The following is a 19,792-nucleotide window of genomic DNA, read 5'->3' on the forward strand; positions in this document are numbered from 1 at the left end:
CATATGATCATCATATAAACTATATAGTAAACGTATCACTTTTAATCTTCTCATAATAGCTGACTAATATACCTATTTTTTTCTAAACCTTTAATTTCTCCTGTTTTTCTGCTCTCGTCTTGCCTTATACCTTTCCTCATACTCCTGTTGTTTTCCATTTGCTTTACGCTTTAGATAATTTTGATGAAGTCTGTCCCTTCTCTCATTAATTTTTCGTTCTTCTTCCTCAAGTTTTGATCTTTCTTCTTCGCTTAATTCTTCTTTTGGAACTTCATAATTCCCTATGAAGTTAAAATATATTTCTATCTTTTGTTTTGATGTTTGACTGCCTTTCCTATCCCTTTCATGAATGATGATCTTCTCTACAAACTCATTTATCATTGAGTTTGTGAGTTCATCAAAGTTTTCATAACGACTAATAAGGGATATGAATTTTCTTACCTTATCTGTTTCATTCTCATATCTTGATATTTCAAGCTCTAAGTCTTCAATCTCTTTACTTAGGGCTCTTTGCTCTGTTTCGTATTGGCTATTAAGTATCTCATATCTACTACTTGGTATTTTTTCTAGTATCATATCCTCGTAAATACGGCACATAAGCCTTTCTAATTCTTGTATCCTCGACTTATTATTAATTAGCCTTACTCTTTGTTTTTCTATCTCTACTTTTTCCATTTCTTCCATTTCATTTTGAATGGAACGGGTAAAGGCTTCATTATCTTCATCAAGATAATTTTTTATATCTTTTAATGTTTCTTGGATAAGGTTTAAGACTACTTCTGCTTTTATCCTGTGAGCTGATGGACAAAGTGTCCCGCAAGGTACTTTCTTATAATTACTGCAAACATAATAAGGAATATTCTTATAGTTATTTGTCCTATGAACATACATCTTGCTCCCGCAATCTGCACAATACATCAATCCTGTTAGTGGGTGATATTCGCCCCAACCATCAGGATACCTTTTTACATTTCCTCTTATCCTTTGCACATTATCAAAGGTTTCTTGGTCTATGATTGCTTCGTGAGTATTTTCAAAGATGAGCCATTTATCTTCGGATACATATTTACTTTTCTTATCCTTGAAATGCTTTCTTGTTTTAAAGTTAACTGTATGCCCTAAGTATTCTTTTTTCTTTAAGATACTAGCAATTGTGGAACTACACCAACGATAAGGATATTCAAAGTTTTTGCTTTGATGTAATCCATATCCCATTTTTTGCTGATGATAAGCGGGTATATCTATCTTATCTGCTTCCAGTATCTTTGCTATTTTGTATGGTCCTGCTCCGTCCATTGTAAGATTAAATATTCGTCTTACTATCTCGGCTGCTTTTTCATCTACAACCCACTTATCTTTGTCTTTTTCATCTTTGATGTAGCCATAAGGTGGAGTGCTTGCAGTATGCTTTCCGCTTTCTCCTTTTGATCTAAATGTAGATTGTATTTTTCTTGAAGTATCTCTTGCATACCATTCATTCATAATATTTCTAAAAGGGGTAAAATCATCTTCTCTGTAAAAGCTGTCTACGTTGTCATTGATAGCAATAAGTCTTACGCCCTTTTGTCTTAATATCTCCATACATTGACCGACTTTGAGATAATCTCTGCCGAGTCTACTCATATCCTTTACGATGATACAACCGATATTTCCAGTATTTACTCCATTCATCATTTCCATAAAGCCTGGTCTATCAAACTGTGTCCCGCTTATTCCGTCATCTGTAAAATGGATGATGTTGGTTAAATTATTCTTACTTGCATATTCTTCAAGGATTTTCTTTTGATTAACGATTGAATTACTTTCTCCTTCAAGTTCATCATCTCGACTTAATCTTTCATAGAGTGCTGTTATCTTTTCAAAATTCCTCACTTTTTCCTCCTTCCTCTTAATTTCTTAAATAAAAAAGAATTAAGAAGTACATATTTCACTAAAACAGTGATTAAGTGTTCTCCTTAATTCTATTACTCCTGCTGCTAGTTTGTATTTCTTATATTGTTTTACTGCAAAATGATTTGGCTTTTCTTTTTCTAATGCTTCAAACATATAGTCTACTGCATTTTTAAAATTTTCATCTTCTTCTCTTACCTCACTTGCATCTATCATAGCAAGTAAAGTTGTAAAGTTCTGTTCTTCTTTAGGAGCTTCATACCAGATATATCCTATAAGTGCTGTGTAATAGAGTTTTTCAGCTTTCACCCAAAAATCCTCAGTTGATTTTTCTCCTTCTCCCTTAGTATTTGCAATTATTGTTTGTACTAATTTCAAAATATCTTTTTCACTTTTCAAGTATGCAAAGGGATTATATCTCATGGATTTTTTAAAGTTTATTGTGTTTAGTATTTTTATCTCATATCCATTTCTTTCCAACATTTTCCCACATTCCAAGACTAATGTTCCTTTTGGATCGGTTACTACATATGAAGAGTGCATTTGCATGAGATTTGGCTTTACAAAAAACCTTGTTTTACCACTACCAGAACCTCCAATTACCAATACATTTTTATTTCTCGCATATTTTGGATTTTTAGGTCTATTGTTCATGGTAAGTCTTTCAGTTTGAGTTAATAGCACATTGTTTTCAAACTTCTTGTCAATGTATGGCTCAATATCTTTTTCATTTCCCCATCTTGCCGATCCATATTCTCTGCCCTCTCTAAACTTTTTTGCTTTTTTCTTTTTCTGTATAAGGATTAACTTAATAACTACTGATAGAATTAGACCGGGTATCAGATTTTTTATTTTTAATGATGGAATATATTTTAAAGTATCTATTTGACTAAAAGCTACTAGAATTCTATCTATTATATCTCCTCCTACATAAGAGTTGACATGGCTTGCAAAGATATTTCCTATATAAAAAAATAAGAGGTAAGGAAGATTTTCTAATACAAATTTCTTCTTATCTCTTATCTTAAAAACATTTTTTATATCTTTTATTATTTCATTTAGTATTTTCGAATTAATCACTTCCTCTCCATAAAAAAGAGTAGATTTCTCTACCCATTAGTATCTTATTTATCTTTTTTATATATTATTACTGGAACTTGTTTTATTTTTTTACCTATCTTTTTTCTTTCCAAGACAAAAATCATATTCTCATTTCTTTTAAAATATCCTAAATCTCTATGATAGCTTATACCACACTTGCAATGTAATAGACCTATAAACTGTTGCTTCATCTTTGAGTTACATATGGGACATATTCTTTTATTTGTCATTTTAAACCACCATTATACTTATATTTTACTTTCAAAGGTATTTTTTAGTTTTTTCCCTAATGCTTCTGTTCTCATTTTTTATCTATAGATAAGAGAAATTCTTCTACTGGATGATTCCATCTTCTTTTTCATAGTATTCAACAATAAAGCTATTCATGCCTTCTCATCATATATATTATATATCTAAGTGCTTTTATTATAAACTTTGTTCCTGATGCTTATGTTTAACCTTATCTCTGTCAATAGTATCTTTGACTTTATCCTTGAAGTTATTAAGCCTTTCTATTACAGATTTTCTTTTTCTTGACTTATCTTTAGTAAATTTCTGGACTGTCTTTTTAAAAGCTTGTTCCATCACTTTTATATCTTTTGCTTGAAAAAAGATAATGTTGTTTCCATTTTCTAAATCTTTCTTTATGGAAAATTTCACCCCATATCTTTTTAATTCTTTTTTCAATGCTTTTAAGTCTATGTCATTTAATTCTAAGGTTTCTACTTTACCTTTTTTTACAAGATCTTTTACTTTTACTTTTTTAAATTTTTCTAAGGGTCTTGACTGTTCTGTCTGCGCTTTATGTTTATTTATTTCTAATATTTTCTTCATCAAATTTATAACTTGCTTGGCTGTAACTATCCCCGCTTTTTTTACTATGGCTATTGTTCTGCTATTTATATCATCATTTTGCATTCACTCACCTACTTTCATTCTTTTTTTAATATTTCATAGGCTAATTTTGATTTCTCCTTCATTTTTTCTATTCTTCTATTTTCTCCTGTAAATATAATGGGACTGCATATTTCAAGTATCCTTGAGTAAATTCTTTTATCTTTTATAGTTTCAGGATTAGTTAAAGCTGATATATTTAAGTTTGTTGTTATAATTAGAGGTTTCCCACTTCTATATCTACTATCTATTATGTTAAAGATATGCTCAGCTGCAAAATCTGTATCTCTTTCCATTCCAAAATCATCAATAATTAATAGTTTCTTATGATTTAGGTTATCTATATACTTACTCTTATCAATCTCAAAGTTAGTCATATCATTTAAAATTACTGAAAAATTTGTCATTTTGACTGATATTTCTTTTTCTAGTAAAGCATTTGCTATAGCACTTGCAAGATATGTTTTTCCACATCCCACATTCCCTATGAGAATTAATCCTATATTATTTTCATATATTTCATCAAATTTTTCCACATAATTTTTTGCTACTTTTTCATGCTCACTATCTTTGTCCATATTTTTAAAATTCCAATTTAATAAGATAGGATCAGAAAAACACTCTTTTTTTAAGTGTTCAATTTTTAAAAGCCTTTTATTTTCTTTTCTTTTTTCTTCCTCTAATTTTTGTCTTTCTTTTTTACATTGACATAAAATACCAACTTTTTTTATTTCTCCAAAGAAGTCTATTTCTTTTTCAATTGGTGTTTTACATTTTGCACAATATTTTAATCCTGTTTCTTGATCTATATAACTCCTATTTTCTTCATCTTTTGATGGACTATTTGTTTCTGCATTTTTTATTTTCTGTTCTAGGATTTCTTTTATTAATTCCATATGCTCCTCTCCTATCAAGTATTTAAAATTTCTCTCCATATATCCTCATCGTTACTATAGTCATAGTTTTCTCTTTTCTGATCTTCTCTCTTTATGACTTCTATGTTTCTAATATTTTCATCTGCATTGTATAAGAGAGTCAGTAGATAAGCATTAATGTTTCTAATATCCTTTGGAGCATTTTCTCTTAGGTATTTCAAAACATAGTCTATGTGTTTATAGTTAAGACTTAGAAATTTTTCTTTAAAATTTTCATTGGATATATGCCTCCCTCCTATTTTAATGTTTGTAAAGCTAGTTAAGGCTTTTACAAGTACATTTATCATTACATCTACTTGCTTCTTTTCTTCTATTCTTACTTTTTCAAAGATTTCATAAGATATATTCTTTTTTATAGTTTCTTTTAATTCTTCCTCCTCCAAAGTTTTTTTTGATTTTTCTCCTAGCTTTTCTAAGGGGGATATGGGGGTGGTATTATTAAAATCAGTATTATTAGTTTCAGTATTATTAATATTAGTATTATTAGAGTCCTCTTTTGAAACTTCTTGAGGTTTGTTTTCTAAACTTCCTGAAGTTTGTTTTTTAAACTTCTTGAGGTTTGCTTTTGAAACTTCTGTAGTTTTATTATTTTCTGTGTAAATAAAGTTCTTTACATAGAGTAAATTTGGCTTTCCAAGTCCTAACCTCTTTTTTTCTAATAATCCTATCTCTTCAATTTCTTTCATTACTTTGACCGATTTATTTCTCCCCCAATTTAATACTTCCATAATTTCTTCTATGGTATAGATAATGTATACCTTGTTTTCTTCATCTAACCATTTATTCTTAATTGACAAGCTCATTCTATCGAGTAGAATTCCATAAAGAATTTTTGCTTCTACGGATAGTTTTTTAAAATTTAAGTCGGTGAATAAAGTTTTGGGAATCCTAAAAAATGAATATTGTTCTGATTCATTGCCATAATAGTATTCAAATTTAACTATTTCTTTCATCATAACCCCCTTTCTTTTCATATAAAAAGAGATAGCTTTGATTTTGCTATCTCTTTTTCATCGTTTTAATCTATTTATTTTTATATTTAAATTACTTTTATTCTTTCATTCACCCCTTCTATCACTTCTATAATAAAATATCCTAGCACTGGTAAACCATAAGGACTAAAAAGATATGCTAGTATAAACGCATCTATAGCAAGTGCTTTTTCTCCATGATAAACAGATCCTAAAAATCCCATAATAGCGATAAATGAAATCAGTTTGAAAAATATTGTGCTGAGTCCTAATACAAACGTTAAAAATAGAATTATGATACTTAACGCTATCCTAATAGGAAACAATATGATTTTGAAAAAAACTCTAAATATTATCATATTCTCTTCAATCCTTATTACTTATGTTTTCTTTTCTTTTTTGTTAATTTAATAAAAAAGATGACAGACTTAATCCTAAATCGTCTTGTTTAAAAGTTTTGTGGAAGCCTTTAAACTTTGATTTTAATGGATTTATTGTATCTGTCATCATTATATCACTGTCCCCGCAGCCGCTTGCTCCTACCAAAGCAGTAACCTCTCCCTGCTTTGCTTTAAAGCTTAGGCCATTTAAAACTTTTGCATCATTATTATAAGCAAATCCAACATCTTTTAAATCAATATCAAATTTTTTCAAATTATAGTCTTCGCCCTTTTGTAATTCTTGATTTTGAATTTCTTTAATCCTTTCAATCTTTGGTGTTAAATAAAATATCTCCATCATGCCCTCTTTAGATGCATCTAAAGAGTCTTTTAACTTCATAGCAGCTAGTAAATATCCTACAAGGTAGAGTGGGCTTATTTCTTTATTAATAATTAGATTTACGCCAACAAGTATTACGACAGCAAGGGATATAAAGCTAAAAATTGATGAAAGTGACATAGTTAAAATAAGTCCTATTTCTGTCTTTAAGTGTACTTTTTCACTTTTATCCATTTTTTTATAGAGCTTTTCTTTCATTTCCTCTGCTAAGCCATAGGCTTTGATTTCCATTTGCATCTCGATATTTTCTTGAAAACTTTCTGAGTTTTCTCTTAAGACCCTATAATATTCTTTCTCTCCCTTAACTGAATGTTTTTTAGATAGTGGTATAAATATAAAGCTTAGAACCGTTGGAATAATTACAGCCAAACCCATTTTAACATTGCTAACTAGCATCATGATGGATATTAATGGGAAGAATAATACCATGCCGCCCACTTTTGGTATTGAATGGCTCATTGCATGTTCTATACCTTCAATATCAGCCATGATTGTTTGCGCTAGATCTGAAATGTCATGTTTAGAAAAGTATGAGAGAGGTAGTTTTGATAAATTCTCCGCTGTCCTTATTCTTAAATCTGCACTTTCTTGATAGGTTGCCCTATATAATTTATCGTATTCGACAGAAAGCAAAATATACATTGCTATCAAGGTCAAAACTGAGAATACTATATAAAATCCCTTGCTTCTACTCATATTTTCTAAAACTTCTTGTGCAAAAATCATTAGTAGTATGGCAGGGACCATGTTTATACAATAAACGAAAAATGAAGCCAGTGTTGCTTTAGATAAATTTCTCGCTCCTTTATCTGTAAGAGCAAATCTTTTTTTATAAAATTCCTTCATTTGAAACCCTCCATTCATTTGCACTGTTAAACATCTCTTGCAGTCTCTTGTAGCTTTTGTCTTTTGACATTAATTCTTTGTCAGATCCTCTTTCTATAATTTTTCCACCATCCATCACAAGTATTTCATCAAGATCTTTAATTGTAGATAGCCTGTGAGCAATCATGATAACTGTTTTATCTTTCATAAGATTTTTGAAAGCTTTTTGTAGTTCAAACTCGTTATCTGGGTCTATGGATGCTGATGCCTCATCCATAATAATAATTTTGGAATCCTTTAAAATTGCTCTAGCAATTGCAATTCTCTGTTTTTCTCCACCAGATAAATAAACGCCTTTTGAGCCTATGATTGTATTTTCTCTGTCTGGGAATTTTTCTAATATCAAATCGCATCCAGCTAATTTTAAGGCTCTCATAACCTCATCTCTGCTAGCTTCTTTATTAGCTAAAGCAACATTATCATAAATACTTTTCTTGAATAATTTTGAATCTTGAAAAACAAAGGAAATGGCTTTAATTAAAGCTTCGTCAGAATATTCACTTATTGGAATCCCGCCTATCTTAATCCTTCCTTCATTAACATTGTAAAAACCTGATATAAGTTTTGCTACTGTTGATTTACCTGATCCAGATGAACCGACAAGTGCATAGGACTTGCCCTCTTCTAATTTAAAGGATAAATTTTCAATAACAGCCTTATCATTGTAAGCAAAGCTTACATTGTCAAACTCAATATTATAATTTTTAAAATTATTGACATTACCATGGACCAATTTATCTTTTTGCATATCTTCGTAAAGTGCCTCTAAGGTATCTACTGCATAATTTCCTTGAGAAATGTACATGGAGTACCACATCATTCTCATAAATGAAACAAAGAGAACTCCCGATAAAAATAAAATCATGATAAGCTCAAGTAAAATTACCTTTGCACTGCCTAAGCTAGTCATAAAATAAACTATAGGAATAATTAAAATTGCAATCAAACCAAAAAATAACCATTGGTACAAAACATAAGGTTTTTTACAAGATAGGGAATAATTATAAGCATACTTAGAGTAATCTTTTATCGCCTTGTAAAAACTTTTAAATGATTCGACATTTGCTTTAAATATCTTTACTACCTGCATTCCTCTAACGTATTCAACAGTTTCAGCACTTAGTTTTGATAGGGCTTCTTGGTATATCTTCATAAATTCTTGCTCACCCATCATCGCCCCTAAAATTAAGCACCCAATTATTGTAAGAGCAAGCAAAGTGATACCAACTCTTATACTTACTATAAAGCCAAGCACAAGTACAAGTATAGGTGTAATTATTGCCTGAGAACTATCGGGGATCATGTGCGCTACAACCTGATGAGTCTGTGCTGCATTGTCATCTATAATCTTTCTTATTTGACCAGATGGATTTAGGTCGAAGAACCTAAAACTAGCTTTTTCCAGACCATAGATTCCCCTTTTCCTCAAATTTGTTTCAAGCCTAAATCCCAAGATGTGTGAAAATGTTCCTGAAACAAAATAAAATATCGCCCCACTTGTTAGTGTAATAACAGATTTTAACGCTAAACTCTCTGCACCAGATAAATTTGAATTAATTATTAACTTATCTAAAAATTTGTAGATCAAATAATATCCATATACTGTAAGTACAGCAGATATAGCAGAAAAAACTATAGCTAAAAAGCCAAGATATTTTTTATCCTGTACATAAGCAAATAGTTTTTTGTAAATCTTCATAATGACATCTCCTTTCTTTGATATCCCTTTTAGATATAAATTCGCTTATTTGATAATAACTATCATTGTGTTTTTATTATACATCGGTTATAATTACTAATACAATAGTTTTAAATTAATAAGGCTAATTGGAATATTGTCTAAAAGGGATATATGTATTTTGACTTATTTTGATTTTGTAAAAGATTATATGAAAGTAGATGAATGTAAGAATAATAAGAAGTATTCAAGTGCAGGCCACACTTTTTGTTGGAAAAAAGAGGACTCTACTTATGGAAAAGGCCTATATTGGTTTTATGAAGGAGACGTCTTCATTATCGATATACATGATTTTTATATCAGAGAGGAAGTAGTTCAAAATAACACTTATAGTATGGCAGACTATGTTTCAATTTATTCAAGCTACATTGTCAGCGCAAATGGAGAAAAGTTTAGTCCTTATCAAACTTTGACCGCAAACTCCTTATGCACTCTTGATTTTGATAATATAAAAGATGACTTCCTATTTTTATTACACGAGAATTCATATTATCTTTGTGTTTCTATTGGATTTAAAAGAGAACTTTTGGAAAAGCACCTATCATCCATTAATATTGATCCAGAATCATTTTATGGGGCTTTGCTTGAAACTAATCAAATAATACTTACAAAGTCTTTAGAAAAAGTAGCAATGGAAATTTTAAATTGCAAGATGGACCCTCCTGCTGCGGATTTTTTCTTTAAAGCCAAAGCAAATGAATGGGTAAGTATAGTAATTGATACCTACTTAAATAGAAGGAAATATAAAATTGAGTCAGACGATAATAAAGCACTTGAAGATGTAGCAAAATTCTTAGATGATCATTTCGCCATGAATGTAAATCAAGAAACCCTTGAAAAAATATCTAAAATGAGCGGAACAAAATTAAAAAATTTGTTCAAAGAAAAATATGGTCGAAGCATTACAGAATACACTCAAAGAAAAAGAATGAATGTGGCTGAAACTCTTCTCTTAAATACTGAACTGCATATAAAAGAAATTGCTGAGTCTGTTGGATACACATCACATAGCAAATTTTCCATTTATTACAAAAGATACAAAGGAAAACTTCCAAGTGAGGTTCGTAATTTAGTTTGCAATGATCACAAGTTAGAATGTGATTGCAGTGATTAAACTATTTTTTTATTTCTTGTGTTAGTTTAAATAGATATACATAGATATCTGTGTTGGTGTGTATGAATTTGATAAAATATTATCAAAAAAAAATAAAGGCAGTCCGAAGACTGCCGATATTTACCTCTCTGCACCTTTGCTATGGTATTTTTTGTTTGATTTAGTTTTATCGTCTGTATTATGACTTTTTATTTGCCTTAATATAGACATTTTATCCTTTAATTGATACATTTTCAAGTATCATTTGTTATTTGATTTTCTTTGTTAAATTTCTTGTTTCAAGCATAATTTCCATATATTATTCCTCCATTTCTTATGTAATCAATTCTAACAATAAAAAATAACCAAATTATAATTACGGTATTTTTTGAAAAAATATATAAACTTTGAAAGGAGCTTTAAAAGAAGCAAGCACAGTAAGTGTACGGACACTTACGAAAAAATTAATGGAGCAGACCTTTACGGAATGCTCCATTAATTTTAACCTTGTTAGGGAGAACCCTAAGACCCTTACACCTCTAGTAAGGATTTTGGGATTCTTGTTAAGCTCTAATATTTATTTTAAAATAGATTGTATAATTGACCTAGAGCGACTTTGTCTACTGGGTCACATGTTATTTTCTTTTCTTCAATTGTTACTTCGTAAGTTTCTGGGTCTACCTTGATATTTGGTGTTTCTAAGTTTAGTTTCATGTCTTTTTTGCCGATGTTTCTACAATTATGAACAGGTAGTACCATTCTTTTTAGGTCTAGTTTTTCTTTTATGCCTGCTTCATAGGCTGCTTTTGAAACAAAGGTCATGCAAGAGTTTCCGATTCCTCCGCCAACGGCTGCATACATTCTTCTATATATAACAGGTTGTGGTGTTGGTATGGATGCGTTAGGATCTCCTGATGGTGCCATTATTATTAGACCATTTTTTAGGATTTGTTTTGGACGAACTCCAAAGAATTTTGGCTCCCAAAGAACAAGATCTGCACGTTTACCGACTTCGATTGAACCAATATATTCAGATACTCCGTGGGCTATGGCTGGATTTATAGTATATTTGGCTACATATCTTTTGGCCCTAAAGTTATCGTTATTATTTCCTTCATCTTCTTTAAGGGCTCCACGTTGGTCCTTCATCTTTGAGGCTGTTTGCCATGTTCTCATAACAACTTCGCCAATCCTACCCATGGCTTGAGAGTCTGAAGACATTATTGAGAACACTCCCATATCTTGGAGGACATCTTCTGCAGCTATTGTTTCCGGTCTAATCCTTGAGTCCGCAAAGGCTACATCTTCTTCTATGGTTTTGTCAAGATTGTGGCAAACCATAACCATATCCAAGTGCTCATCTGATGTATTTATGGTAAAAGGCATAGTTGGATTTGTTGATGCTGGAAAGACATTGTTAAAGCCAGCTGCAACTATTTGATCTGGTGCATGTCCTCCTCCTGCTCCTTCAGTATGGAAGAAATGTATAGCCCTTCCGCCTATGGCATCTAGGGTATCTTCGATTGTACCGCCTTCGTTAAGGGTGTCGGTATGGATTGCAACTGCTATATCGCACTCATCAGCAACTTCAAGGCTGGCATTTATAACGGCTCTTGTTGCTCCCCAGTCTTCATGAATCTTTAGTCCGCAAGCTCCTGCTTTTATTTGTTCATAAAGTGGCTCTTTGCTTGAGCAGTTACCCTTACCTAATAGTCCAACATTTACTGGATATCCTTCTACTGATTTTAGCATAGCTTCTAGGTGGTTAGGGCCTGGAGTACAGGTTGTAGCATTTGTTCCATCAGCAGGGCCTGTTCCGCCTCCGATTAGGGTAGTAGTTCCTCCTGCTAGAGCGGTATTTGCTTGATCGGCTGATATAAAATGAACGTGAGTGTCAATTGCTCCAGCAGTTACGATTTTATTTTCGCCTGAGATTATTTCAGTGCTTGCCCCTATTACAAGACCGGGATTTACATTATCATTCATATCTGGGTTTCCAGATTTTCCTATTCCTGTAATAATACCATCTCTAATGCCTATATCTGCCTTGTAGATGCCAGTATAGTCTAGGATAATTGCATTTGTAATTACTGTATCACAAGTTCCTGAGGCATAGCTTGCAGTTGAAGATTGATTCATTCCATCTCTTACAGTCTTACCACCACCAAATATTGATTCATCTCCATAAATTGCATAATCTTTTTCTATTTCTATTATAATATTTGTATCTGCTAGTCTAACTTTATCGCCTGTTGTTGGCCCATACATAGAGCCGTATTTTTCTCTTGAGATTTTAAATGACATCTATTCCTCCCCATCACTATTGATATTAGCATAGCCTTTTTGAATTAGGTTTTTCATGGCTTCCTCTTTTTTGATATCATGGGTTATACCATTTGTAAGTCCATTAAAGCCTATAACCCTTCCATTTCCGCCGATATCAATTAATCTTACCCTATGGGTTTGACCTGGTTCAAATCTAATAGCATTTCCTGCAGGAATGTCTAGTTTTTTGCCAAAGGCCTTTTTACGATCGAATTTCAAATATCTATTTACTTCAAAAAAATGAAAATGAGAGCCAATTTGTACAGCCCTATCGCCAGTATTTGTTACTTCTAGTTCTATAGCTTCGAAATCTTCATTTAAAATTAAATCTTCATCTTTATAAAAAATTTCACCTGGAATCATTTTTGCCTCCTATACGATTGGTTGATGGACTGTTACAAGCTTGGTTCCATCAGGAAATGTGGCTTCGATTTGTACATCCTTAATCATTTCAGGAACCCCTTCCATGACATCTTCCCTTGTTAGAATCTTCCTGCCTTCTTGCATCAAATCTGAAACAGTCTTGCCATCACGAGCCATTTCATAAAGCTCTGCACTGATTAGAGCGACTGCTTCAGGATAGTTTAATTTAAGTCCACGTTCTTTACGCTTTCTGGCAACTTCTCCAGCTGTAAATATCATCAAGCGTTCAATATCTTTTGGTACTAAATGCATATCCTTCCCCCTTTTTCAATCAAATAATCTATTATTTCTTTTTCACATTCTATTAGATCCTGGCCCATCTTGCCCAAAATCCTGATTTGAATATCATTTCTAAAACTTAAACTTGCCCCACCTTTTAGGCCTCTTTTTTGGCTATGCTTTTCAATTATTTTTCGGATTTCGCCAATGTTATCTTCATTGGAAAAATTTATAGCAACCATAGACAAAAAGTGGTCATAGCCTTCCATCAGGCCAAGTTCATTTATCTCTTGTTCTCTTGGCCTTATGAGGTTTTTTTCGGTGTAGATAAGTTTTTCATCAAGATTGATATCTAGATTAGTCTTGTAGCTTTTAAATTCAAAACTTTCACCTCTGCCAACTCTACCAGCTACAAAGCAGTTAGAAAAAATAAGCCTGGCATCTTTTTCTAAATCGACCTTGATAACCTCCCTAAAATCTGCATCCTTGTAGAGAATCATGGGTAAAAGTTTAAAAATAAAGTCAGATTTTTCTTCTCCACGAATTTCGACCCTACGACTTGCGAAAGAATCCTTGTTCATCTTATAAACTTTTTCATATGATTGAGAAGAAAGCAAGACCTTGCTATTCTTTTTTGCATAGAATTTTTCTTCTTGCATATCGCCTTCCAGGATACCTGGGCTTGAGCTCATAATCATAGCCTTGGTAAAGTCTCCATATTTAAATGTATGCATAAGTAGAAATGGTGGCGAATTGTAGATATCTTTTAGGATTGTTGTATCATCCTTATTTTCAAACTCTAAATATAATCTGCTGGCTCTAGCGTATGTTTTTTTCATTATTTTAAATCTTCTAATAAGACTTGCTTTCTTATCCAGTCATAGACCTCATTTAGGCCATCGTCATTTTTGATATTAGTAAAGATAAATGGACGATCTCCTCTTTGGGCTAGGGTATCCTTTCTCATAGCATCAAGGTCAACGCCAACATAATGAGCTAAATCTTTTTTGTTTATGATAAGAAGATCTGATCTTAAAATTCCTGGGCCTCCTTTTCGTGGTATATCCCCACCTGCAGCTACATCTATTACAAAGATGGTGGCATCTGCAAGGTCAGGACTAAAGGTTGCTGATAGATTGTCTCCACCACTTTCGATAAAGATTATTTCTATATCCTTAAAATTTCTGACTAAATCCTCACAAGCTTCAAGGTTCATAGAAACATCATCTCTTATAGCTGTATGAGGACATCCTCCAGTTTCTACTCCTCTTATCCTATCTCTTTCAAGAATCCCCTGATCTTTTAGGTAGTTTGCATCTTCTTCTGTATATATATCATTAGTAACTACTGCTACCTTGTAATCTTTTTTGAATTCTTCTACTAGTTTTTCTATCAAATGTGTCTTTCCGCAGCCAACAGGGCCTGCGACACCGATTTTTACGTAATCCATAAGCCTCCCTAAGACATATAAAGTCTTGAATATAATACTTCATGTTGCATTGAAGCAACTTCTACACCTGGATATGAAGTAAAATAATACTCCTCATCCAATTTATCTATCTTTGTAACTAAATCTATTATCAAGTCATAGATTTCATATAAGATTTTCTGCCCATCAAACTGGCTGATAGGAACAGTCTTAACCGCTGTAATAACTAGATTCTGTGCCATATTAAAAGCAAAACTCAAAAGAGATGCGGTCAAATCAATATCAAGACTTGCTGTAATTAGAGCATAGGCGACTGAGTGATGGATGATAATGTCATTTTTCTTATGATAATCTAGGTAGTCATAGTATTGTTCTGACATAGCTATGTCCATCTTATGAACTGTCGATATAAGTCTTGAGCCTAACTTCTCTGAAGCTTCCCTTAACTCTTTTTGGCTTTTTTGAGCCTGTAATCTTATATTTAAATCTAAAAGCTCATCTTTTTTTCCTTCTATAAAATAATTGTAAGCTAGATATATAGCTAAAAGGTCATTATAATAGAAGCTAGTTTTTAAATAGTTAATTAAATATTTTTTTATATCTTTCGAATCTTTAATCAAATTCTTTAGGATATAATTTTCGAGTCCATAAGAATGAGAATAAGAACCTATAGGAAATTGACTATCATTTAATTGAAGGAGGATGAGCTCTTCTTCATATTTTTTTCTATTCATGGTGATGGTGGTCATGATTGTGGTCGTGATGGTGACTATGGTGATCTACTACTTGACCTTGAGGTAGAATTGCCATCAAGTTGTTTTTTGGCAATAATTTAGCCATGACCTTATCAATCTTTATCCCTTCTACAGTCTTTAGCATATCTTCAAGGGTCTTCTCATATGGCGTAATTAAAGATTCGCCATCTTCTGACCAGTATAATTTTGCATGACGATTGCCAATAATATATGCCAAGTTAACAAAGAACTTAGCATCATCTATGGAGAGCTTTAAGCATTCTAGCTCTTCGATATTGATAGCATAAATTACATTAGCTTCTCGATAAATTATATCTCCATGCTTTAGACCTCTTTGTCTATCTTCTTCAGAAAGCTTTAGACCCAAATCCAGACCCTCATATTCAAATCTTTGAATTTTCTTGCGGGCATGGTCGTAAGGCATATTAAGCCAGTTGATTATTAAATTTTCTTCATTTATATCAAAAACATTTCCAATAATTTTTTCTATTATCACTTTATTCACCCCTTTTTTACAAACTTAATAGTACCCCTTAAAACAAAAAAAACAATGATTTTGCATTTTATTAAGTGTAATTTTCTTTATTATACTTTTTGAAGACAAGCTTAGTAAAATTCCCACTTAACTAGGTGGGTGCAAAGTGGGTGGACATTTTAACGTTAACATCCTGTGCACTCGACCCTAGAGCATTGATATCTTCCCCATACAGCCAAAATACGCTCAAAAAGCGCACCGAGCCAGCTTACAACCGCCAATCATTAAACCTTTTAACGATAACTCTCGCTAAGCCCTACTACACAAGGGCAAATTTGCACCCACCTAATCAGCCTTTGACATCAATACGACACTCTCAACGGAACTATCATTGTCCAAACTTAAATTGATATCCTCATCTATCAATGGAAGCTTGAAAATAAGCGATTTAACCCATCTACCCGATTCGGTCTTTTCTCCATATATTTCTATTTTTTCTATCAATTGATTGAATAATCTCTTCTTATCGACGTCTGAAAGCACTGAATATAGCTTATGAAAATTAATCAAAATCTTATAAATATTATCAGAAGTTATCTTTTCTTCTAAGATAGCTTCTTTTCTTTTTCTGCTGTCTGAAATCTGTAATTCTACATAATCTAATTGATCATAGATTGCATCTAACCTTAGATTTAAATCTTCAAATTTTCTTTCATAATGTTTATCTTCAAAATCTAAAGAATCAATTTGATTTATCAAAGATGCTTTTGTTCCCAATAATTGTCTTTCTTTAGCCATGTGCTTGTCAATGATTTTATCTATTTCATCAGTATCTATTTGTATATTAATTTTTTCTTCTAATTTTTTTGCGAAACTTGGATTACTAATTATTTTTGTTATTATTGTTGCAACTTCACTATCGATTGCATCCGCCTTAATTTGTTTACTGAAGTTACACTTATATCCATTCATCAATTGTCGATGCTTACATGAGTAATAGTAATAATCCTTGTAGTGTTCTCCATTATTCTTGCGTTTACGACTTTTATTTCCATATAAACCTGCACCACAAACTGGGCATTTTATAAGGCTTGACAATAGATAAGTTTTCTCATCATTTCCTCTATTTATCTTTTCATATTTCTTAGCTTGTGACTTTCTCTTTTTCTGCGTTAATTCCCAAAGTTCATCGTCAATAATAGCTTCATGTATTCCTTTACTTATAATATAATTATCAGCTTTTTCTTGCGAAATTTTCCCTGTAATTTTATCCTTTTTTGTCTTTCTTCTACCATAGGCAATTTTCCCATTATATACAGGATTATCTAAAATTTGGCGAATTAATGAAGCAGAAAAATATAGTGATTTTCCATTTTGTCTGATAGGTTTTCTTATGTCTAATGATGCTAAATATTTTGCAACTCCATTTGCTCCCATATCTGAATTAGTGTATAAATCAAAAATCATTTTTATTGCTTTAGCTTCGTCTTCATTAATTATCAATTCTCCATCTTGAAGCTTATACCCAATTGGAGCAAAACCACCATTCCATTTTCCTTCTCTTGCTTTTTGTTTTCTGCCTTCCATGGTTTGAGCGATGATGTTCTCTCTTTCCATCTCAGCTACTGCCGATAGTATAGTTATGACTAATTTTCCTGCATCTTTTGAACTATCAAGGCCATCATCAACTGATACCAAATATACCCCATGCTCTTCCATTACTTGCAAAGAATTTAATGTATCAGCTGCATTTCTACCAAATCTAGATAATTTGAATACTAAAACACAATCAACGTTGTCTTTTTCTTCTTTGATATCATCTAACATAGTTATAAAATTGTTTCTGCCAATTATTGATGTCCCTGATTTTCCAGCATCTTTATAAACATCTACTATCTCTATATCATAAGCTTTAGCATATTGTTTTATTCTTTCTTCCTGAGCATCTAGGGAATAGCCATCAATTTGCATAGAAGTAGACACTCTAGTATAAACATAGGCTCTTTTCTTTTTCATGGAAACACCTCCTTTAAATAAGTTTGGATAAAATAGCAAGTTCTTTTATACACTATATTTTACTATATTCCAATTTAAAAACCAACAAATAAACTAATTTGTTGGCTTTAAGTCCTCATTATTATTTTCATCATTTTTCTTATCCAAATCTAAATTAGATTCTAAAATTTCTGGTGGCATATCTAGGCTTTTAAAATCTATTTGATCTGCATATTTCTCTATAAATTCTTGTAGTAGACGAGCAAGCCCGTCTAACTCATCAGCCATGATAACCACCTCCTTAAAAAATTTCTTCACTTTTTATATGCCATAATTTTTTTAGAAAGGTGTTTTTTTAGTTTTTAATATTCATATTCTACTCTTTTTTTTATCCAAATGACTTTATTACATATTAAAAATAGAAGATTGAAGAAATGGAGATGAAAAAGGAGGAAACACAATTTGACATTCGTAAAGGAAAAAAGAGATGATATAACTCTATTATCTCAAAAGGTATGTCTTAGATATACCTCAATTATATCACCAGATAAAAAACGGTAGTCCTACTTGCTAGGCTCAACTATTTTCAAAGTAATAAGGTCCGGCTACGGTAACTTTATTATTTCAAAATAGTCGAAGGTCTTGAATTGATGCCATTAAAATTCATGATCTCAAGGGTTCTTCGATATGTATTTATTAGAAGAACCTAAATGGTAATTTTTAAAGAGTCATCTTTGAAAATTACCAGTTTAGGCAGGAATATTATGGTTTAATAAATAATTTATGAAATATTAAGGATAAAATGAGGAAAAATAAAGAATGAAAATTACCTGTTTAATCAAATGGCAAAATCTAAAAGTTATATCAAGACGGTGTCTGCTGAATTGAAATAACAATAATATTTAAGCCTATATTATTTAGATTTTTTAGAGCATCTTAAGCTCGTAAAAAAAGGAGGAGGCTAATTAACAATAATATAGAAACCAAATTTATTTAGGAGGATTCCAGAATGTCAAGAAATAAAAATAGCTTACAATTTGAACTATTTAAGAGAGCATCTGAAGGATTAAAAGGAAATACAACCAGAAAGCAATATAAATATGCCTGTAAGAAATTTGCAAGCTGGTGCAAAGAACAAGGAATTAAACAAATAGAAAAAGTAGATAAAGATTTAATACAAAAATACTCAAACCATTTACAGGAAGATCCTTTTAAGTTTTCTGCTGGTACTATTCATACCTACCTTGCCCCTATTTGCAAGGCTTGTGGAGTAAATATGAGAGATATTAATAAGCCTAGGAGGAAATCTAATACCATAACCAAAGGTAGACAAGAAGCAGAAAATCCTTTTGGAAAATTACAAGAAACTTCACCTGAATTTAAAAGGCTAATTACCTTACAAAAAGCTGTTGGTATAAGAAGAAATGAACTTGAAAATCTAAAAAGAGAGGATTTTATTAAGGGAGAATATGGCATATATTATGTCCATGTAAGAAAAGGAAAAGGCGGAAAAGAAACTTTTCAAATGATTCTCCCTAAAGATGTACCTATAGTTAAAAATATATTCGAAGAAGTTCCTACAGGTCATAATGTATTCTCAAAAGATGAGATGAATAATAAAATAAATCTTCATGCCCTAAGAAGAGAACACGCTAATGATTTTTACCAATTCTTTGAAAATACAATATTAACAGTTAATGGATTCGCTAGATCATTAAGAGAAAGACTTATTAAAATGTTTGAAAGAGGAAATTATGATTTATATAAAGCAAATCCCCAAAAATATGAAGCTAAATTAAAACGATTTATTGATGATATGAATGATACTCCCTATGAACTCAGAGGAGAAAATAAAAAAAGAGCTATCCAAAATGGGAAACCCGT

17 protein-coding genes and 3 pseudogenes are annotated in these 19,792 nt (G+C 31.6%); 2 read left to right on the forward strand and 18 right to left on the reverse strand.

The features are described 5' to 3' along the window. Window positions 1-82: 82 nt before the first annotated feature. From ASHG_RS03235 to ASHG_RS03275, 9 genes and pseudogenes are all read right to left on the reverse strand, one after another. A pseudogene (locus tag ASHG_RS03235) lies at window positions 83-1,872 on the reverse strand (DUF4368 domain-containing protein). A gap of 96 nt (window positions 1,873-1,968) precedes the next feature. After that, window positions 1,969-2,970, reverse strand: a pseudogene (locus ASHG_RS03240) (VirD4-like conjugal transfer protein, CD1115 family); the annotation flags it as partial. A 44-nt stretch (window positions 2,971-3,014) separates the two neighbouring features. Beyond that, a complete protein-coding gene (locus tag ASHG_RS03245) occupies window positions 3,015-3,221 on the reverse strand; it encodes a hypothetical protein (RefSeq protein ID WP_022620867.1) in 207 nt (68 codons plus the stop codon). A gap of 196 nt (window positions 3,222-3,417) precedes the next feature. After that, window positions 3,418-3,909, reverse strand: coding sequence for a PcfB family protein (locus ASHG_RS03250; RefSeq protein WP_002838927.1), 492 nt, complete (start codon window positions 3,907-3,909; stop codon window positions 3,418-3,420). A 14-nt stretch (window positions 3,910-3,923) separates the two neighbouring features. Then, complete coding sequence (locus ASHG_RS03255) at window positions 3,924-4,781, reverse strand: ATP-binding protein (protein ID WP_002838954.1); 858 nt, start codon at window positions 4,779-4,781, stop codon at window positions 3,924-3,926. Window positions 4,782-4,795: 14 nt separating this feature from the next. Further along, window positions 4,796-5,773: a replication initiator protein A gene (locus ASHG_RS03260; RefSeq protein WP_002838936.1), complete on the reverse strand. Its 978-nt coding sequence runs from the start codon at window positions 5,771-5,773 to the stop codon at window positions 4,796-4,798. A gap of 86 nt (window positions 5,774-5,859) precedes the next feature. After that, window positions 5,860-6,150 (reverse strand): CD1845 family protein, encoded by a 291-nt coding sequence (locus ASHG_RS03265; RefSeq protein WP_000583243.1) that lies wholly within the window; start codon window positions 6,148-6,150, stop codon window positions 5,860-5,862. Between the two features lie 148 nt (window positions 6,151-6,298). Beyond that, window positions 6,299-7,417 (reverse strand): annotated as a pseudogene (locus ASHG_RS03270) (ABC transporter transmembrane domain-containing protein); the annotation flags it as partial. Next, window positions 7,401-9,155: an ABC transporter ATP-binding protein gene (locus ASHG_RS03275; RefSeq protein ID WP_040397497.1), complete on the reverse strand. Its 1,755-nt coding sequence runs from the start codon at window positions 9,153-9,155 to the stop codon at window positions 7,401-7,403. The pseudogene ASHG_RS03270 and the gene ASHG_RS03275, both read right to left, overlap by 17 nt. 160 nt (window positions 9,156-9,315) lie before the next feature. On the opposite strand from ASHG_RS03275, the gene ASHG_RS03280 reads away from it, so the two are divergent. Beyond that, on the forward strand, window positions 9,316-10,308 hold the full coding sequence (locus ASHG_RS03280) for a helix-turn-helix domain-containing protein (RefSeq protein ID WP_040397498.1): 993 nt from the start codon (window positions 9,316-9,318) through the stop codon (window positions 10,306-10,308). Window positions 10,309-10,869: 561 nt separating this feature from the next. Here the strand turns inward: ASHG_RS03280 and ureC are convergent. The 9 genes from ureC to ASHG_RS03325 form a co-directional block, all read right to left on the reverse strand. Beyond that, window positions 10,870-12,591: an urease subunit alpha gene (ureC, locus tag ASHG_RS03285; RefSeq protein ID WP_040397499.1), complete on the reverse strand. Its 1,722-nt coding sequence runs from the start codon at window positions 12,589-12,591 to the stop codon at window positions 10,870-10,872. Beyond that, entirely contained in the window at window positions 12,592-12,975 is a 384-nt protein-coding gene (ureB, locus tag ASHG_RS03290; protein ID WP_040397500.1) for an urease subunit beta, read from the reverse strand. It lies immediately after the preceding gene. Window positions 12,976-12,984: 9 nt separating this feature from the next. Continuing rightward, window positions 12,985-13,287: an urease subunit gamma gene (locus tag ASHG_RS03295; RefSeq protein WP_015777661.1), complete on the reverse strand. Its 303-nt coding sequence runs from the start codon at window positions 13,285-13,287 to the stop codon at window positions 12,985-12,987. Further along, entirely contained in the window at window positions 13,278-14,093 is an 816-nt protein-coding gene (locus tag ASHG_RS03300; RefSeq protein WP_040397503.1) for an urease accessory protein UreD, read from the reverse strand. Before ASHG_RS03300 ends, ASHG_RS03295 begins: the two co-directional genes overlap by 10 nt. Then, window positions 14,093-14,704: an urease accessory protein UreG gene (gene ureG / locus ASHG_RS03305; RefSeq protein ID WP_040397505.1), complete on the reverse strand. Its 612-nt coding sequence runs from the start codon at window positions 14,702-14,704 to the stop codon at window positions 14,093-14,095. Before ureG ends, ASHG_RS03300 begins: the two co-directional genes overlap by 1 nt. 8 nt (window positions 14,705-14,712) lie before the next feature. After that, window positions 14,713-15,417 carry an urease accessory protein UreF gene (locus ASHG_RS03310; RefSeq protein ID WP_040397507.1) on the reverse strand — a complete coding sequence of 235 codons (705 nt, stop codon included), beginning with the start codon at window positions 15,415-15,417 and terminating at the stop codon, window positions 14,713-14,715. Then, window positions 15,410-15,934 (reverse strand): urease accessory protein UreE, encoded by a 525-nt coding sequence (locus ASHG_RS03315; RefSeq protein WP_040397508.1) that lies wholly within the window; start codon window positions 15,932-15,934, stop codon window positions 15,410-15,412. Before ASHG_RS03315 ends, ASHG_RS03310 begins: the two co-directional genes overlap by 8 nt. 324 nt (window positions 15,935-16,258) lie before the next feature. Next, window positions 16,259-17,929 (reverse strand): recombinase family protein, encoded by a 1,671-nt coding sequence (locus ASHG_RS03320; RefSeq protein WP_040397509.1) that lies wholly within the window; start codon window positions 17,927-17,929, stop codon window positions 16,259-16,261. A 93-nt stretch (window positions 17,930-18,022) separates the two neighbouring features. Next, window positions 18,023-18,196: a hypothetical protein gene (locus ASHG_RS03325; protein ID WP_040397510.1), complete on the reverse strand. Its 174-nt coding sequence runs from the start codon at window positions 18,194-18,196 to the stop codon at window positions 18,023-18,025. A gap of 721 nt (window positions 18,197-18,917) precedes the next feature. Between ASHG_RS03325 and ASHG_RS09105 the strand changes: the two genes are divergently transcribed. Beyond that, the coding region (locus ASHG_RS09105; protein WP_051145870.1) for a phage integrase SAM-like domain-containing protein at window positions 18,918-19,792 on the forward strand (875 nt) is incomplete at its 3' end.

It is taken from the genome of Anaerococcus senegalensis JC48 (assembly GCF_000321005.1).
GTDB classification, from domain to species: domain Bacteria; phylum Bacillota; class Clostridia; order Tissierellales; family Peptoniphilaceae; genus Anaerococcus; species Anaerococcus senegalensis.

What these genes read in the sequence shown, in the direction of transcription:
- ASHG_RS03245 (WP_022620867.1), bottom strand. Translation starts at nt 3,221, where the DNA reads ATGACAAATAAAAGAATATGTCCCATATGTAACTCAAAGATGAAGCAA.
- ASHG_RS03250 (WP_002838927.1), bottom strand. Translation starts at nt 3,909, where the DNA reads ATGCAAAATGATGATATAAATAGCAGAACAATAGCCATAGTAAAAAAA.
- ASHG_RS03255 (WP_002838954.1), bottom strand. Translation starts at nt 4,781, where the DNA reads ATGGAATTAATAAAAGAAATCCTAGAACAGAAAATAAAAAATGCAGAA.
- ASHG_RS03260 (WP_002838936.1), bottom strand. Translation starts at nt 5,773, where the DNA reads ATGAAAGAAATAGTTAAATTTGAATACTATTATGGCAATGAATCAGAA.
- ASHG_RS03265 (WP_000583243.1), bottom strand. Translation starts at nt 6,150, where the DNA reads ATGATAATATTTAGAGTTTTTTTCAAAATCATATTGTTTCCTATTAGG.
- ASHG_RS03275 (WP_040397497.1), bottom strand. Translation starts at nt 9,155, where the DNA reads ATGAAGATTTACAAAAAACTATTTGCTTATGTACAGGATAAAAAATAT.
- ureC (WP_040397499.1), bottom strand. Translation starts at nt 12,591, where the DNA reads ATGTCATTTAAAATCTCAAGAGAAAAATACGGCTCTATGTATGGGCCA.
- ureB (WP_040397500.1), bottom strand. Translation starts at nt 12,975, where the DNA reads ATGATTCCAGGTGAAATTTTTTATAAAGATGAAGATTTAATTTTAAAT.
- ASHG_RS03295 (WP_015777661.1), bottom strand. Translation starts at nt 13,287, where the DNA reads ATGCATTTAGTACCAAAAGATATTGAACGCTTGATGATATTTACAGCT.
- ASHG_RS03300 (WP_040397503.1), bottom strand. Translation starts at nt 14,093, where the DNA reads ATGAAAAAAACATACGCTAGAGCCAGCAGATTATATTTAGAGTTTGAA.
- ureG (WP_040397505.1), bottom strand. Translation starts at nt 14,704, where the DNA reads ATGGATTACGTAAAAATCGGTGTCGCAGGCCCTGTTGGCTGCGGAAAG.
- ASHG_RS03310 (WP_040397507.1), bottom strand. Translation starts at nt 15,417, where the DNA reads ATGAATAGAAAAAAATATGAAGAAGAGCTCATCCTCCTTCAATTAAAT.
- ASHG_RS03320 (WP_040397509.1), bottom strand. Translation starts at nt 17,929, where the DNA reads ATGAAAAAGAAAAGAGCCTATGTTTATACTAGAGTGTCTACTTCTATG.
- ASHG_RS03325 (WP_040397510.1), bottom strand. Translation starts at nt 18,196, where the DNA reads ATGGCTGATGAGTTAGACGGGCTTGCTCGTCTACTACAAGAATTTATA.